The organism is Actinoplanes sp. ATCC 53533, assembly GCF_003947245.1.
The window spans coordinates 1-14,087 of the sequence record NZ_QHHV01000250.1 but is presented as its reverse complement, the minus strand read 5'-3'; the positions used below and the strand labels follow the sequence as shown (position 1 = coordinate 14,087).

17 protein-coding genes, 4 tRNA genes and 1 pseudogene are annotated in these 14,087 nt (G+C 68.7%); 2 read left to right on the top strand and 20 right to left on the bottom strand.

The genetic code is table 11. From position 1 onward, the window contains the following. From DMB66_RS51770 to DMB66_RS61890, 16 genes and pseudogenes are all read right to left on the bottom strand, one after another. Positions 1–368: pseudogene (locus DMB66_RS51770) on the bottom strand (DNA-directed RNA polymerase subunit beta); the annotation flags it as partial. 605 nt (positions 369–973) lie between these two features. Then, positions 974–1,351, bottom strand: coding sequence for a 50S ribosomal protein L7/L12 (gene rplL, locus DMB66_RS51765; RefSeq protein ID WP_125811452.1), 378 nt, complete (start codon positions 1,349–1,351; stop codon positions 974–976). Between the two features lie 56 nt (positions 1,352–1,407). Then, positions 1,408–1,953 carry a 50S ribosomal protein L10 gene (gene rplJ / locus DMB66_RS51760; RefSeq protein ID WP_125811451.1) on the bottom strand — a complete coding sequence of 182 codons (546 nt, stop codon included), beginning with the start codon at positions 1,951–1,953 and terminating at the stop codon, positions 1,408–1,410. 270 nt (positions 1,954–2,223) lie between these two features. Further along, positions 2,224–2,925, bottom strand: a complete 702-nt coding sequence (locus tag DMB66_RS51755; protein WP_125811450.1) for a hypothetical protein — start codon at positions 2,923–2,925, stop codon at positions 2,224–2,226. Then, positions 2,922–3,629, bottom strand: a complete 708-nt coding sequence (locus DMB66_RS51750; RefSeq protein ID WP_233625451.1) for an ATP-binding cassette domain-containing protein — start codon at positions 3,627–3,629, stop codon at positions 2,922–2,924. The genes DMB66_RS51755 and DMB66_RS51750 overlap by 4 nt, the downstream gene beginning before the upstream one ends. A gap of 125 nt (positions 3,630–3,754) precedes the next feature. After that, positions 3,755–4,471, bottom strand: a complete 717-nt coding sequence (rplA, locus tag DMB66_RS51745; protein ID WP_125811448.1) for a 50S ribosomal protein L1 — start codon at positions 4,469–4,471, stop codon at positions 3,755–3,757. A gap of 64 nt (positions 4,472–4,535) precedes the next feature. Continuing rightward, on the bottom strand, positions 4,536–5,264 hold the full coding sequence (gene nusG / locus DMB66_RS51740) for a transcription termination/antitermination protein NusG (protein WP_125811447.1): 729 nt from the start codon (positions 5,262–5,264) through the stop codon (positions 4,536–4,538). A 27-nt stretch (positions 5,265–5,291) separates the two neighbouring features. Then, positions 5,292–5,654 (bottom strand): preprotein translocase subunit SecE, encoded by a 363-nt coding sequence (gene secE / locus DMB66_RS51735; RefSeq protein WP_125811446.1) that lies wholly within the window; start codon positions 5,652–5,654, stop codon positions 5,292–5,294. A gap of 126 nt (positions 5,655–5,780) precedes the next feature. After that, positions 5,781–5,853, bottom strand: a tRNA-Trp gene (locus tag DMB66_RS51730). Between the two features lie 95 nt (positions 5,854–5,948). Next, positions 5,949–6,344 (bottom strand): MaoC/PaaZ C-terminal domain-containing protein, encoded by a 396-nt coding sequence (locus DMB66_RS51725; protein WP_125811445.1) that lies wholly within the window; start codon positions 6,342–6,344, stop codon positions 5,949–5,951. Positions 6,345–6,346: 2 nt separating this feature from the next. Then, positions 6,347–6,793 carry a MaoC family dehydratase N-terminal domain-containing protein gene (locus DMB66_RS51720; RefSeq protein WP_125811444.1) on the bottom strand — a complete coding sequence of 149 codons (447 nt, stop codon included), beginning with the start codon at positions 6,791–6,793 and terminating at the stop codon, positions 6,347–6,349. Positions 6,794–6,882: 89 nt separating this feature from the next. Next, on the bottom strand, positions 6,883–7,050 hold the full coding sequence (gene rpmG / locus DMB66_RS51715) for a 50S ribosomal protein L33 (protein WP_067495822.1): 168 nt from the start codon (positions 7,048–7,050) through the stop codon (positions 6,883–6,885). 128 nt (positions 7,051–7,178) lie between these two features. Then, positions 7,179–7,251 (bottom strand) — tRNA-Met (locus DMB66_RS51710). A 61-nt stretch (positions 7,252–7,312) separates the two neighbouring features. Continuing rightward, a tRNA-Thr gene (locus DMB66_RS51705) sits at positions 7,313–7,388 on the bottom strand. 102 nt (positions 7,389–7,490) lie between these two features. After that, positions 7,491–10,019 carry an EAL domain-containing protein gene (locus DMB66_RS51700; RefSeq protein WP_125811443.1) on the bottom strand — a complete coding sequence of 843 codons (2,529 nt, stop codon included), beginning with the start codon at positions 10,017–10,019 and terminating at the stop codon, positions 7,491–7,493. 68 nt (positions 10,020–10,087) lie between these two features. Further along, complete coding sequence (locus tag DMB66_RS61890; RefSeq protein WP_158647638.1) at positions 10,088–10,243, bottom strand: hypothetical protein; 156 nt, start codon at positions 10,241–10,243, stop codon at positions 10,088–10,090. Between the two features lie 259 nt (positions 10,244–10,502). Between DMB66_RS61890 and DMB66_RS51695 the strand changes: the two genes are divergently transcribed. After that, positions 10,503–10,898: a hypothetical protein gene (locus DMB66_RS51695; RefSeq protein WP_125811442.1), complete on the top strand. Its 396-nt coding sequence runs from the start codon at positions 10,503–10,505 to the stop codon at positions 10,896–10,898. On the opposite strand, the gene DMB66_RS51690 is transcribed toward DMB66_RS51695, so the two are convergent. The 3 genes from DMB66_RS51690 to DMB66_RS51680 are packed head-to-tail and all read right to left on the bottom strand — an operon-like array spanning position 10,895 to position 12,604. After that, positions 10,895–11,716, bottom strand: coding sequence for a sulfurtransferase (locus DMB66_RS51690; protein WP_125811441.1), 822 nt, complete (start codon positions 11,714–11,716; stop codon positions 10,895–10,897). The two genes, DMB66_RS51695 and DMB66_RS51690, sit on opposite strands and share 4 nt — an antisense overlap. A gap of 54 nt (positions 11,717–11,770) precedes the next feature. Continuing rightward, positions 11,771–12,079, bottom strand: coding sequence for a hypothetical protein (locus tag DMB66_RS51685; protein WP_125811440.1), 309 nt, complete (start codon positions 12,077–12,079; stop codon positions 11,771–11,773). Positions 12,080–12,109: 30 nt separating this feature from the next. Continuing rightward, positions 12,110–12,604 carry a YajQ family cyclic di-GMP-binding protein gene (locus DMB66_RS51680; protein WP_125811439.1) on the bottom strand — a complete coding sequence of 165 codons (495 nt, stop codon included), beginning with the start codon at positions 12,602–12,604 and terminating at the stop codon, positions 12,110–12,112. A gap of 149 nt (positions 12,605–12,753) precedes the next feature. On the opposite strand from DMB66_RS51680, the gene DMB66_RS51675 reads away from it, so the two are divergent. Further along, positions 12,754–12,837 (top strand) — tRNA-Tyr (locus DMB66_RS51675). A 131-nt stretch (positions 12,838–12,968) separates the two neighbouring features. Here DMB66_RS51675 and DMB66_RS51670 read toward each other — a convergent pair. Next, positions 12,969–14,087, bottom strand: a 1,119-nt coding sequence (locus tag DMB66_RS51670) for a tyrosine-type recombinase/integrase (RefSeq protein ID WP_125811438.1), incomplete at its 5' end; no start/stop codon positions are given.

The window sequence follows — 14,087 nt, the reverse complement described above, 5'->3', positions numbered from 1 at the left end:
GTGTTGTTGGTGAACTCCGCGGTCACGAACAGCGGTGCGCAGTAGGTCAGGTCCTTCTCCTTGCACTCCTCGATCGAGGCTTTGACCTCGTCGAAGCGCGGCGCTGAGAAGGACAGCGACATGGTGCCGGAGAAGTCCTCAATGGGACTGATCTCTTCGAGGATCTCTGCGAGGCCCGAGTGGGCATGTGGATCGTCCGTAGAGCGCGTCTGCCAAGCCTCGTTCCCGACCAACCAGTCGAAGGACTCCGTCTGGAGGGCGAGGAGGTTGGGGACCTCGAGTTGCTCGGTGATCCTGCCGAACGAGATACGGCGGGGAGCGTAAGCGCTCGACGTACGACTGGTCTTCGCAGGGCGGGAAGCTGCCAAGATGCGTCCTTCCGAGGACCGGTGCTGCTGATGCGGCTGAGCTGCTGATGCAACTGTCTGCGTCACTTGTGTGCGTGCACTCCAATGAACCCCCAGGAAATCATCCGGATCGATGTCCCTGCAGGGCTCAAGACAGAAGGCAGCGCAAACTAGCAGTGTAGCCGCTCGGCTAACCGCTGTCCAGCCCACACCGGAGGGAGCCTGCGGAACGCATCCCCGCTGCCTCTGACCTGCGCCTTCATGGTCAGTGCGTGTGCGGGGCCGCTCGGAACGCGGCGTCTATCCCTCGGGTGCCGGTCTGCGAGAACCCCGGCCTAAGCCGGAACACCCACAGGGCGGCTGTCGCAAGCGCGGAAACTTGCTGATGTCAGCGTGCCTGTCAGCGGACACACAGTCAAGGGTTGCGCCGCGGGTCCGTCCCGCGCCATCGTTCACCGGACGCGGCATAGCGACTTTAGCGCACGAAAAGCGGGCGCTGGCGGCATTTGTCCGTCAGCCTTCCGACGGCCACCCGTACCGTCCTGACCTGCGGTTTAACGGTTGGAAACAAAGAATCGGGGGCGCGGATCCGGATGGACCCGCACCCCCGACACGCCTCGCTTAGATTACTTAAGAGTAACCTTGGCGCCTTCGCCCTCGAGCTTCGCCTTGGCGGCTTCGGCCTTCTCCTTGTTGACACCCTCGAGGATCGCCTTGGGGGCGGCCTCGACGGCGTCCTTGGCCTCCTTGAGGCCCAGGCCGGTCAGCTCGCGCACGACCTTGATGACCTGGATCTTCTTGCCACCGTCACCCTCGAGGACGACGTCGAAGGAGTCCTTCTCGGCCTCAACCTCGGCCGGGGCGGCCGCGGGGCCCGCGACGGCGACCGGCGCGGCGGCGGTGACCTCGAAGACCTCTTCGAACTGCTTCACGAACTCGGAGAGCTCGATCAGCGTCATTTCCTTGAACGCGTCAAGCAGCTCGTCGGTGCTGAGCTTCGCCATGTTGGCAACCTTTCGTTGTTTCCGTGGATGAAAAGTCAAACTCCGCGCGGGCCTGCTCAGGCCTCGGCGGAACCGTCCTGTGCGCGCTTGTCCTGCAGAGCCGCAGCCAGGCGAGCGACCTGAGCGAGCGGGGCCTGGAACGTGGCCGCCGCCTTGGTCAGGTTGCCCTTCATGGCGCCGGCGAGCTTCGCCAGCAGCACCTCACGGGACTCGAGGTCGGCGATCTTGCTGACCTCTTCGGCCGAGATGGCCTTGCCCTCGAAGACGCCGCCCTTGATGATCAGGACGGGGTGGGTCTTGGCGAAGGCACGAAGGCCCTTGGCCGCCTCGACCGGGTCCCCGCCCACGAAGGCGAGCGCGGTAGGACCGGTGAACAGCGCGTCGAGGCCTTCGATACCCGCATCGTTCGCAGCCCGCTTGGCGAGCGTGTTCTTCGACACGGAGTACTTGGTCTCGTTGCCGAGCGAGCGCCGCAGCTCGGTGATCTCCGAAACCGTGAGGCCGCGGTACTCGGTCAACAGGGTGGCCGACGAGTTACGGAAGCTGTCCGTGAGCTCGGCGACGGCAGAGGCCTTGTCGGCCCGGACCGGCTTGTCCGCCATGTCCCTCCTCTCTCAGTGCTGGGCCGCCGGTCTTTCTGGACGGGCCCGAACACGAGAAACGCCCCGGCGCAGGGCGCACGGGGCGGGACATGGACGCGTTGCCGCGTCGACATGATCACGAACCGTTCTCCCCTGCGCGGGCCGCCCGAATGCTGCGGGACCTTCGACCACGATCACCATCCGGGGACGGCGACTGCGGCAACCAGCGGTCTATGGGTGGAACTTCTCGGCAAACTGTACGCGAGCGCGCCCGCCGGAGCCAAATCGCCCTCACGCGCGGCTGCGGCGCAACCTCGCGTAGCCGCCGAGCACGACACCGCACCAGAGCACCGTCCAGCCCGCCAGCAGCCAGAACCTGCCGGCCGAGGGCAACTCGTCGGCGGTCAGCGCCCGCGCCATGGCCATCATCGGAGGCGCCAGCCACGGCGCCACCGACTCGCTGAGGCCGAGCACGATCGCCAGCACGGCGCCGGTCACCAGCACGACGACACCGTTGCGCACACTGCGGGTGACAGCCCGGCTGGCCAACGCGCCCAGGGCCACGGCCGCCGGAATCGCCAGCAGGTGGGCCAGGACGCCGAGCGCGACGCCGGCGGCCAGGGAGGGCTCGGCCGAGCCCGGCTCCGGGCCGCGGATCGCGTGGAAGGGCCACCACGGCACCAGCATCGCGACGGCGCAGAAGACCAGGCCCAGCACTGACGCGGCCAGCAGCCCGGCCACCGCCTCGCGGCGGGCGCCGACGGTCAGCCGGGCCAGCCGCCGTTGCACGTCCGGCTCCGCGTCCAGCAGCAGCTTGGTCTGCCACGCCAGCACCGGGAAGAGCATCACGGCGGAATACGCGTATGCCGGGGCGGCGGCCGACTGACCGCCGCCGTGGATGATGCCGAGCACGACCAGGGCGGTGATCACCGGGGCCAGCGCACGGCCGCCGCGCACGAAGGCCGCGAGGCGCATCCGGACCAGGGCGATCACCTCTCCGCCTCCCCACCGGCGCCGGCGGCGCCGGCGAGCGGGCGCACCCCCAGGACGCGGTGACCGTCGGCACGCAGCCGGGCCACCGTGTCGTCGGCCTCCGCGCGGCGGGCGACGACCTCGACCACGACGTCGTCCGCCGCCGCGGCTGCTTCCGGAGTCGTGGTGGTGTGGACGGCGCTGTCGGCGACCGTCCAGCGGATCGCCTCCGGCAGGCCGGCGATCTCGCCGCGGTGGTCGCTGACCAGCACCGCTCCCCCGGCCGCGGTGACCTCGCCGACGATGCGCGGGATCAGCGTGCGGGCGACGGAGTCGAGGCCCTCCCACGGCTCGTCGAGCACGAGCAGCCCGGGGGCGACCAGCAGCGCCTGGGCCAGGCCGACCTTCTGCGCGGTGCCCTTGGACAGGTCGGCCAGCCTGATGTGCCGGTGTGCGCCGAGGCCGAGACGCTCGATCCAGTGCTCGACCTGGGCCGTCCCGCGCAGGCCGCGCAGCGCCGCCATCCTCAGCAGATATTGCTCGGCGGTGAAGGGCTGGTCGGCCGGGAAACGCTCGGGCACCCAGCCGACGATCCGGGGCCTGCCCCGGACGGCGCCCCGGCTCGGGCGCAGCACCCCGGCGGCGAGCTGGAGCAGCGTCGACTTGCCGGCGCCGTTGCGGCCGAGCACGACCACGGTGGTGCCGGGCTCGACGGTGGCTGCCACGCTCCGCAGGGTCCACTCCGCGCGGCGTGCGTACCGAAACCAGACCTCGTCGAATCGCACGCCGGAAGCTTTGCACAAAGAAAGCCCCCGGGGCGTCCCCGAGGGCTTCCTGTGGATCGCGTTCGTCAGGCGTCGGGGTGGTCGCCGCGCAGGTTCTTGACGATGTTCGGGTCGACCGGCACGCCGGGGCCCATGGTGGTGCTGACGGTGACCTTCCGGAGGTACTTGCCCTTGGCCGCGGACGGCTTGGCCCGCAGCACCTCGTCCAGGACCGCGCCGTAGTTTTCCACCAGCTGCTCCTCGGAGAACGAAGCCTTGCCGATGATCAGGTGCAGGTTGGAGTGCTTGTCCACCCGGAAGGTGATCTTGCCACCCTTGATGTCCGAGACCGCCTTGGTCACGTCCATGGTGACCGTGCCCGTCTTCGGGTTCGGCATCAGGCCGCGGGGGCCGAGGATGCGGGCGATCCGGCCGATCTTGGCCATCTGGTCCGGGGTCGCGATCGCGGCGTCGAAGTCGAGCCAGCCGCCCTGGATGCGGGCCACGAGCTCGTCCGTGCCGACCTCGTCGGCGCCGGCCGCAACGGCCTCCTCGGCCTTGGCGCCCTGCGCGAAGACGATCACGCGGGAGACCTTGCCGGTGCCGTGCGGCAGGTTGACCACGCCGCGGACCATCTGGTCGGCCTTGCGGGGGTCCACGCCGAGGCGCATGGCGACCTCGACGGTGGCGTCGAACTTGGTCGGGCTGGCACTCTTGGCGATCTTCACGGCGTCGGCGGGCTCGTAGAGCTTGGTGACGTCGATCTGCTCGGCTGCCTTGCGATAAGCCTTGCTGCGCTGCATTTCTCTCTTACTCCTGTGGTAGATGGCGGGGCGCGCCGTTCGCGCCCCTCCCACGACTTCCGTCTTAGATCTTGGCGACCTGGTTGAAGTTGAGCTCCACCGGCGTCTCGCGGCCGAAGATGGAGACCAGCACCTTCAGCTTCTGCTGGTCGGCGTTGATCTCACTGATCGAGGCCGGCAGCGACGCGAAGGCGCCGTCCGTGACGGTGACCGAGTCGCCGACCTCGAAGTCCAGCACGCGGATCTCGGGCTTGGCCTTCTTCTCCTCGGCCTCGACGGCCGGGGCCAGCCACTTGAGCACCTCGTCGAGCGACAGCGGCGCCGGGCGGTCCACCCGGTCGGTGGCGCCCACGAATCCGGTCACACCGGGCGTGTTGCGCACGCACGAGTACGACTCGGGGCTGAGATCCATCCGGACCAGGATGTAGCCCGGGAAGACCTTGTTCTGCACCTGGAGGCGCTTGCCGTTCTTGACCTCGACCTCTTCGCGGGTCGGCACCTCGACCTGGAAGATGAACTCCTCCATGTCGAGGCTGGTGATCCGGGTTTCGAGGTTGGTCTTGACCTTGTTCTCGTAGCCGGCGTACGAGTGCACCACGTACCAGTCACCCGGGGCATACCGCAGCTTCTGCCGCAGCTCCGCAACGGGGTCGTAGTTCTCGTCCGCGTCCGGGGCTTCCGCCTCGGCGGCTGGCTCTGCGCTGGCGGCCTCGACCGACTCGGCATCGTCCGCCGTCGCGACCGTGGACTGCTCGTCCGCGGTCAGGGCGGTCTCGTCGTCGTACTCAGGCACGCTTGCTCAACTCCGTAACTCTCAGCTTCAGTTGCCGAACGTCGCCAGGACGGCCTTGCCGAACCCGAGATCGAGGAGCGCCACGATAGTAGTCACCACCGTGACGAACACGATCACGACGCCCGTGTAGGTCAGCAGTTCCTTGCGGGTCGGCCAGATGACCTTACGCAGCTCGCTGACGACCTCGCGGAAGAAACCGCTGATGCGGTTGCCACCGCGCCGGCCTTCCTTCTTGGTCGCTACGCCGCCGGACTCGGCCTTGTCGCCGCCACGGCTCGCCGACTCATCGGCCGACTCGACAGCGTCGTCCTGCACGTCGCCGTCGGTGTAGGCCTCGTCCTCGGGGCGGTCGCCTGCAGCGTCGTCACCGGGTCGCTTCCTCTCGGCCACTTCCGCCCTCTTCCGTCGTCGATGGGATGTCGCATCGGCGCCGTATGCGGCGGTCGGTCAAGCCGGCCGCCCGCCGCCGGGCGAACCGGCCGCTAGGCCGGTCCGGTTACTGGGCCGATCGGTGCGCAGGGGTGACAGGACTTGAACCTGCAGCCTGCGGTTTTGGAGACCGCTGCTCTGCCAATTGAGCTACACCCCTTTGTGGGCATCTGCCTATCGCAGCACGACAGGCAGGGTTCACTACCCCACGGCGGACCAGTGTACGGGTAGGTCCGCTTGATTCCCAACCCGGGCCTACCTCTTGCGGATGGTGGCCCTCGCCAGCGACAGCACCTTGTCACCGTTGCAGGTCGCGGTCAGTTCGAGCTTGGTCAGGCCGTCGTCGGTGACCTCCTTGATCACCCCGGAGATCACCACCTCGGTGCCCTCGTCGGTGTCCGGCACCGGCACCGGACGGGTGAACCGCACACCGAACTCGACCACCGCGTCCGGCGCGCCGGCCCAGGCGGTGACGGCCCGGCCGGCCAGGGCCATCGTGTACATGCCGTGCGCGATCACGCCGGGCAGGCCGACGCTCGTGGCGATCCGGTCGCTCCAGTGGATCGTGTTGAAGTCGCCGGAGGCGCCGCAGTATCGCACCAGGTCGGCCCGCGTGACGGTGAACGTCTGAGTGGGCAGTGAGTCAGCCATGATCACGCCTCCCCGCGCTGGACGAGCTTGGACCAGACCGTGACGACGGGCTCGCCGGCCTCGGTGGTGACCTCGGTGCGGGTGGTCAGGAAGTCGTGGCCACCCCGCGAGGTGACCTCTTCCACCGTGTTCACGCAGACGAGGGAGTCGCCGGCCACCACCGGGCGGGTGTAGGCGAACTTCTGGTCGCCGTGCACCACCCGGCTGTAGTCGAGCCCGAGGGCCGGGTCGGTGATGATCTGCCGGCTGGCCGCCATGGTGACCACGACCGGGAAGGTGGGCGGCGCCACCACGTCCGGATAGCCGGCCGCGCGGGCCGCCTCGGGGTCGTGATACTCGGCGTCGGTGGCACCGATCGCGGCGGCGAACTCACGGATCTTCTCGCGGCCCACGAGATAGGGCGCGGTGGCCGGCCAGCTGCGGCCTAAGAAGGACTGATCCAGGGGCATGAGCCGAAACTACCCGCCCGGCGCCGCCCGGGTAAAACAGACGTGGCGGCGACCCCTCAGGGTCACCGCCACGTCAGCACTACAGAAGATCAGCGGGTCTCACGGTGCAGGGTGTGCTTGCCGTCCCGGGGGCAGAACTTCTTCAGCTCGATGCGGTCCGGGTCGTTGCGGCGGTTCTTACGGGTGATGTAGTTCCGCTCCTTGCACTCCGTACACGCCAAGGTGATCTTGGGACGGACGTCGGTCGCCTTGGCCACGGCGGGGTGCCTTCCTGCTAACGGGATTCACATACGACATGCCAGCGTAGACGCAAGTCACGCTGGCACGCAAAACCGGCGGACAGATGCCCGGGTTCGTACGGCATCCGGGACGGGTCCCGGATGAGTAGCGGTGGCCGGACTTGAACCGGCGACACAGCGATTATGAGCCGCTTGCTCTGCCATCTGAGCTACACCGCCGCGCCAGGCTCACGATCGAACGCCCTCACCGATCTTGGCGAGGGCGAAGGACGAACCCGGTTGGAGCCCCCTTACGGAATCGAACCGTAGACCTTCTCCTTACCATGGAGACGCTCTGCCGACTGAGCTAAGGGGGCGCGCACGATCTCTCGCGTGAGGCGCAGACAGAAGCTTACACGGCACCGCAGCCGAGGTGAAATCGCCTCCCCGGCGCGGCGAAATCGCACGTCAGCGCGTTGTCATCCGACGGCACGCAGCCGGCGCACCTCGCCGGTCGGGGTTTCCTCGGGCTCCGTCTGGGCGCTGAGCCAGGTGTTCAGCCGCTCCACCGGCAGCGGCCGGCTGAAGAAATAGCCCTGCCCGATCTCACAGCCGAGCTCGGCCAGCAGGTCGAAGGTCAGCTCGCTCTCCACGCCCTCGGCGACCACGGTGAGGCCGAACTCACGGGACAGGCCGATCACCGCCCGTACGATGGCCAGATCGCCCGAGTCGGTCGCCATGCCCTGCACGAAGCTGTCGTCGATCTTCACCTCGTGCACCGGCAGCTGACGCAGGTAGGACAGCGACGAGGCGCCGGTGCCGAAGTCGTCGACCGAGAGCCGGACGCCGAGGTCACGCAGGCGGTAGAGCGTCGGCAGGGCCCGTTCGATCTCGCCGAGCATGTTCGGCTCGGAGATCTCGAAGGTCACCTGGTGCGGCGGGACCCGGTATTGCTTGAGCAGCTCGTGCACCTGGTCGGGGAAGCGCGGGTCCAGCAGGGTGCGCGCGGACAGGTTCACCGCGATGGAGAGCGGCCGGCCGGCGTCCGCCCACTCCCGACAGTGCCGCAGGCCCGCGGTCAGCACCACCTCGGTGAGGCGGTGCAGCTGCCCGGTGTGCTCGGCGACGGCGACGAAGTCCTCCGGGGAGACCTCGCCGTGCGCGGGGTGCTGCCAGCGCGCCAGGCACTCGACGCCGATCAGGTGCCGGTCCTGGATGGTCACCTTCGGCTGGAAGTGCACCTCGAGCTGGTCCGAGTCGAGCGCGCGGCGCAGATCGGCGGCGAGGCCGAGGCGGCGCACCGCCCGGGACTCCAGGGCCGGGTGGAAGAGCTGCACGCCGTACGGCAGCGCCTTGGCCGCGTTGGCAGCCAGCTCGGCGCGGCGCAGCAGGGCGTCCGGGTCGTCGCCGTGGTCCGGCTGCACGGCGACGCCGGCGGCGGTGTCCACGTCCAGGGTGAGCGTGCCGACGGCCATCGGGCCGCGCAGTTGCTCCCGCATCTCGGTGGCCAGCCGTACGGTCTCCTCCGTGCTCTCCGTCCGCAGCGTCACCACGAACTCGTCACCGCCGATCCGCCCGACCAGGGCGCCGGGGCCGGCGATGTTGCGCAGCCGCTCGGCGACCTCGGCGAGCAGCTTGTCACCCGCGGCGTGGCCCATCGACTCGTTGACGTCCCGCAGCCCGTCGACGTCGAAGAGGATCACCGCCACCACCTCACCGGAGGTCCGGATCTTGACGGCCTCGGTGAGCGCGTCAGTGATCCGCCGGCGGTTCGGCAGCGAGGTCAGCCGGTCGTGGTAGGCGTCGTATCGCAGCCGCTCGACCAGGCGGGAATTCTCCACCGCGGCGGCGGCGTGCGCGGCGATGGTCTCGACGACCTGCACATCGCTGGCGGTGAAGTGCTTGAGATCGCCGAGCCGGTTGAGCACCTCGAGGGTGCCGATCACCGCCTGCCCGGACCGCAGCGGCACCACGACGCAGTCCTTGAGCCCGTCCTGCTGCAGGGCGGGCAGCAGGTCCTGGTCGGCGTCCAGCCGCGCGCCCACCGCGACACTGCGCCGTTCGGTGGTCGCTCGCCGGGTCACCTCCGGCGGCGTCCGGCTGAGGTCGAGCAAGCCCTGCGCCTCCACCTTGGAGGTCAGCAGGACCTCGGGATGGCGCCCGGAGGCCGGCAGGCGGACCGTCGCATACTCCGCCTGCATCAGCGACCGGGCCCGCACCAGCAGCGAGTCGATCAGGCTCACACCCTGGCTCGACTCGACCACCGCGTTGGCCAGATCGTAGAGCTCGGCGAGGGTGCGGTGCTGGCGGAGGAAGTCCGAGTAGGAGCGGTAGGCGAGGCTCAGCACGCCGGCGAGCACGAAGAGCAGGAACGCGGACCACCAGGTGGCGTCGAGCGCGACGACGAAGACCAGCCCGATGACGATGCAGACCCCGGCGGCGAGCAGCCCCGGCCAGGCGACCCGCAGCATCTCCAGGCTGGCCTGCATGCCCTGCAGCGTCGCCATCAGAGCGACCATGGCCAGCAGCGTGACGATAGTGTTGGCGGTGGTCGCGACGCCCAGCACAAGCCAGGTCCCGGGGCCGGTGCCCTCGACCTTCGGCAGGATCTCCAGCACGATGCCACCGGTCGCGACGCCCGCGCCGGCCCGCGCGACGTTGAAGGCGAGCTTGTCGGGCCCGGCTCGCAACCGCAGCTCTTTGATCAGCATGGCGGTCGCGGTGACCGCGACCACCAGCACGGCCGGCGCGAAATAGAACCCGATGACGAGCGGAATCTCCATCAGACCCAGCGCGACGCCGTGCCGGCGGATCTGGACGTACCGCGACCCCATGCCGAGCAGGACGAAGAACGGCAGCCCGAGCACGGCCCGCAGCCAGTAGTCGGACCAATCGGGATGGCGAAGCGCGAGCACCACGCTGAAGATGATCGTGATGATGGACAGAGTCCCGGTGATCAACCAGACGTACTCAGGTGATCGTCGCGGTGGGGACTGACGCCCTGCCATCCAACGCCCCTACCGGTTGGTGTGCTCCAGACGTGGTGTCGCGCGAAACGGCCGTGATCAGGCCTCGGTCATTGCCATTCGAACTCGAGCTGGGACTCGACCACTGCGACGGGGGCGGCGGCGGCGGTGCTGCCCACGACATTCGTTGCGAGCAACCCACCGAACGACAGGCCGAGTGCCACGAACAAGCCAGCGGCGACACGGCCGAGCTTCTTTGCCGACATCTATGGCTCCTGTACTGAAAGGGTCAGTTCGGGGTGGGGTTCCATGATGGTGCCACACGCTGAGTACGTCAGACAGCGCCGAACGGCGGGTCGAGGCCGCACATCCCGAAATCTTGACTGAACGGCTGAGGTGTTCAAGCAATTACAGCGCACAAAATTGAGGCCTTTGGGCCTGATTTATCGCGAGAAGTGAGCGCAATTCGCGATCAGTTGTCAGGGCAACTTGACGTCAAGAAAACCTGACGGAAGACTGCGATACATGACTACTCCCGACGAACTGGAGCAACAGCACACCCTCTCCACCGCCACAACGCGCTACGACGAGTTGAGGATGCGGGATGCCCTCGCCGCGATGGCCCAGGACGCCGGCAACCCCGCGCTGTCCCGCGAGGAGACGCTGGAGTTGCTGGCCCTCAGCGAGGTGGTCATCCGCAAGGCCGGCTACGGCCGGCAGGCGATGGTCCGCTCCGCCCGCAGCAGCGGTGCGTCGTGGAATCAGATCGGCGCCGCGCTGGGCACCAGTAAGCAAGCCGCCTGGGAGACCCACAACCGCTGGATCGAGGACCAGGCCCGCCAGCACGAGCTCACCGGATATGAAGGCCTCAGCCCGGACGAGGCCTCCTCCGCCCGCGGGCTCGCCGGCCCTCCGGACTAGCCGCCGGTGCTGTCCCCGGTCGCCGCCGGGCGGTCGGTCGCGCTGTACTGCGACCAGGAGCCGGGATAGAGCCGGCCCACGCCGAAACCGGCATGTTCCAGGGCGAGCAGGTTGTGGCAGGCGGTTACGCCTGAGCCGCAGTAGGAGACGACATCCGATCCGTCGCTCACCCCGACGGAGACGAAGCGCTCACGCAACTCGGCCAGCGGCAGGAAACGGCCGTCCGCACCGAGATTCTCCCGGCACGGCAGGCTGCGCGCGCCCGGGATATGACCCGCGCGCGGATCGATCGGCTCGGTCTCACCGCGGAAACGCTCACCGTCGCGGGCGTCGAGGACCACGAACGAGCCGCCGGCCGCATCGTCGATGCCGGCCAGCCGATCCGCGGGCCAGGGCCGCGGCGTGCAAACCGCGGGCGGCCGGTCCGGCTCACCGCGGACCAGTTCACCCGGGTACGCGGCCAGCCCACCGTCGAGCAGCGCCGCCTCGTGACCGGTGGCGCGCAGCATCCAGACCAGCCGGGAGGCGATCACGCCACCGGCATCGTCGTACCCGATCACGATGTCGTCATCGCCGATGCCGGCCGCGGCCAGACCCGCCGCGAAGACCCCGGGATCCGGCAGCGGATGCCGTCCGTCGGCCGGCGAGCCGGGCCGGGCCAGCCAGCGATCCAGATCGACGAAGACCGCACCGGGCAGGTGCCCGGAGTCGTACGCGGCGCGCCCGGACCGCCCGTCCAGATACCAGCGGACATCGGCCAGAACGACCCGGTCACCCTGCTCCCGCACCCACGCCGGGTCGACCACCGGACCGATCACTTGCCGCTCCTCCGCTATCTGTCATCGCTCAGCTGCCTGAGTGTCGGTCGTCGCTCAGCTATCTGAGTCGTCCGGAGCTCTGCGGCGCCGGGGCCGGTATCGCACCAGGGCGATGCCGACCAGCGCGATGGCCAGCACGCTCGTGGCCGCGCCGGCCGCGCCGCCGAACAAGGTCTGGCCCGCCACCATCAGCAACAGGGCCAAACCGAAGAGCAGGTGGTACAGCGCGGCGCCGCGCACACCCGGGAAGTTCCGCACCGTACTGGCCGGGGCGCGGCCGGTGACCAGCATTCTCACCCCGAACAGGGCCAGGGCCAGGCCGATCGCGCCGCCGATCAGCAGCGTCGCCGTACCAAGGTTCATGGCCCTCAGTCTGCGCCGCCGCCGGGCCGCTTACCGGTAGTTTGTGAACTGCAGCGCGACGCCGAAGTCCTCGGCCTTGAGCAGGGCGATGACGGCCTGCAGATCGTCCCGCTTCTTGCCGGTGACGCGCAGCTGGTCGCCCTGGATCTGCGCCTGCACGCCCTTGGGACCCTCGTCGCGGATCTTCTTGCTGATCGCCTTGGCCTTGTCGGTCTCGATGCCCTCGACAACCTTGCAATCGATCTTGTACGTCTTCCCGGACTGCCGAGGGTCCTCGGCCTCCAGGGACTTCAGCGAGATGTTCCGCTTGACCAGCTTCTCCTTGTAGACGTCGAGCGCGGCGACGGCCCGCTCCTCGGTCTCGGAGGTGATGGTGACGCCGTTCTCCCCCGACTTGGCGATGACGGTGCCGGTCCCCCGGAAGTCGAACCGGGTGCCGAGCTCCTTCTCCGCCTGATGGAAGGCGTTGTCCACCTCCTGACCGTCGACCTTGCTGACGATGTCGAACGACGGACTGGCTGCCATGATCAGACTCCTGCGGGTGGGCCGTGTATCGATGTCCGCGGAAGGCCGCGACGGGCCCCCGACATGCCGACCGTACCCGGTTGTGAATCCTGCCGCCGGTATGGCTATCCTGTTGTTCGTCGCTGCGGGGGACCGCAGCGGCATGCCCAGGCGGGTTGCCCGAGCGGCCAATGGGAGCGGACTGTAAATCCGTCGCGAAAGCTACAGAGGTTCGAATCCTCTACCCGCCACCACAGGCATAAAGAAGCCCCTCACCTGCTGAAACAGCGGTGGAGGGGCTTCTTCGTGAGTCTCACTCGTGATCACTCGGGATGGCTCAGACTCAGTCGCTGTGCCCAATGCGTGCCCACGGGGACGGGCAAGATCACTCGGCCGTGGCGTCACCTTCTGGCAGCTCTTCGTATCGCTCGGCGATGCGATCCATGGCGGCCTTCTCCTCCCCGAAGATCCAGCTTGCGTAGACCGTGAGCAGGACCTTGACGCTGTGACCGGCCCACCGTGCCACCAGGGCCGGGGAGATCCCCATGCTGAGCCACAGCGACAGGCAGGCGTGCCGCAGCTGGTAAGGCACGGTTGCCAGGGGCGACCGGTACTCGGCGGGCGTCAGCGCGACCTTGCGTGCCTTGCGCCACGCGGTCGAGATCGCGTTGCGGGTGACCGGCCGCCCGGCCGTGGGCACGTACATGCCGCCCGGGCCGCGTCGGGTGACGAACAGCCGGCCATTGGTCCCCGGTGGCCACTTCTTGATGTGCCGGTCAAGCAGTACGCACAGCGGCGGCGATGCGGGAACGTCGCGGACGGCCTTCCGCGACCGGTGCTTGAGCCCTCGGTCCTCGGTCGTGTCGTCCGTGTCGCCCCAACTGTTGCCGATCTCCACGGTCGCCCCGGTGAGGTGCAGCCAGCCCCAATCACCCTCTTTTGCGGGACGCTCATATTCGTCATTGGTCAGGTGCAGGGCTTCCTCGGGCCGCAGTCCGGCGAAGTAGAGGGTGCCGAAGAAGGCCTCCAGTTCGGGCGTGGTCTGGCGGACCCCGGCGAGGAGTCGCCGCGCCTGCTGCTGGTTGGCGACGGCCCGCCGGTCGATCTCTTCGTCCTCGGCCGTGGGCGCTGACCACTTGACGTTGTCCATCGGGTGGCCGGTAAAGTGGCCCAACTCGACCCCGTAGCGGAGTGCGCCGCTGAACACGGCCCGCTTGCGATGAACGGTGCTGGCAGCGGCGGCCCGCCCGTCGAGCGTCAGCGCCAGGCCGTCGAGCACCTTCCGTACGAGGGACGCATCGGCGAGATCGATGAGGTTGACCGTGTTCGTCTCCACCCATGCGACGGCCGAGGCGAGATCGGGCGGCGGCGGTCCGGCGTCGCGTCGGTTCTTGTTGCAGACGTAGGTACGCATGGCCTTCCGGAGGGTCGCCTCGGGCGGCATGCCTCGCGTCGAGGAGAGCAGCAACATTGTTGCTCCGGCCAGCGTCTCGGCGATGCCCTT

What these genes read in the sequence shown, in the direction of transcription:
- rplL (WP_125811452.1), bottom strand. Translation starts at nt 1,351, where the DNA reads ATGGCGAAGCTCAGCACCGACGAGCTGCTTGACGCGTTCAAGGAAATG.
- rplJ (WP_125811451.1), bottom strand. Translation starts at nt 1,953, where the DNA reads ATGGCGGACAAGCCGGTCCGGGCCGACAAGGCCTCTGCCGTCGCCGAG.
- rplA (WP_125811448.1), bottom strand. Translation starts at nt 4,471, where the DNA reads ATGCAGCGCAGCAAGGCTTATCGCAAGGCAGCCGAGCAGATCGACGTC.
- DMB66_RS51725 (WP_125811445.1), bottom strand. Translation starts at nt 6,344, where the DNA reads ATGGCTGACTCACTGCCCACTCAGACGTTCACCGTCACGCGGGCCGAC.
- DMB66_RS51720 (WP_125811444.1), bottom strand. Translation starts at nt 6,793, where the DNA reads ATGCCCCTGGATCAGTCCTTCTTAGGCCGCAGCTGGCCGGCCACCGCG.
- DMB66_RS51700 (WP_125811443.1), bottom strand. Translation starts at nt 10,019, where the DNA reads ATGGCAGGGCGTCAGTCCCCACCGCGACGATCACCTGAGTACGTCTGG.
- DMB66_RS61890 (WP_158647638.1), bottom strand. Translation starts at nt 10,243, where the DNA reads ATGTCGGCAAAGAAGCTCGGCCGTGTCGCCGCTGGCTTGTTCGTGGCA.
- DMB66_RS51695 (WP_125811442.1), top strand. Translation starts at nt 10,503, where the DNA reads ATGACTACTCCCGACGAACTGGAGCAACAGCACACCCTCTCCACCGCC.
- DMB66_RS51685 (WP_125811440.1), bottom strand. Translation starts at nt 12,079, where the DNA reads ATGAACCTTGGTACGGCGACGCTGCTGATCGGCGGCGCGATCGGCCTG.
- DMB66_RS51680 (WP_125811439.1), bottom strand. Translation starts at nt 12,604, where the DNA reads ATGGCAGCCAGTCCGTCGTTCGACATCGTCAGCAAGGTCGACGGTCAG.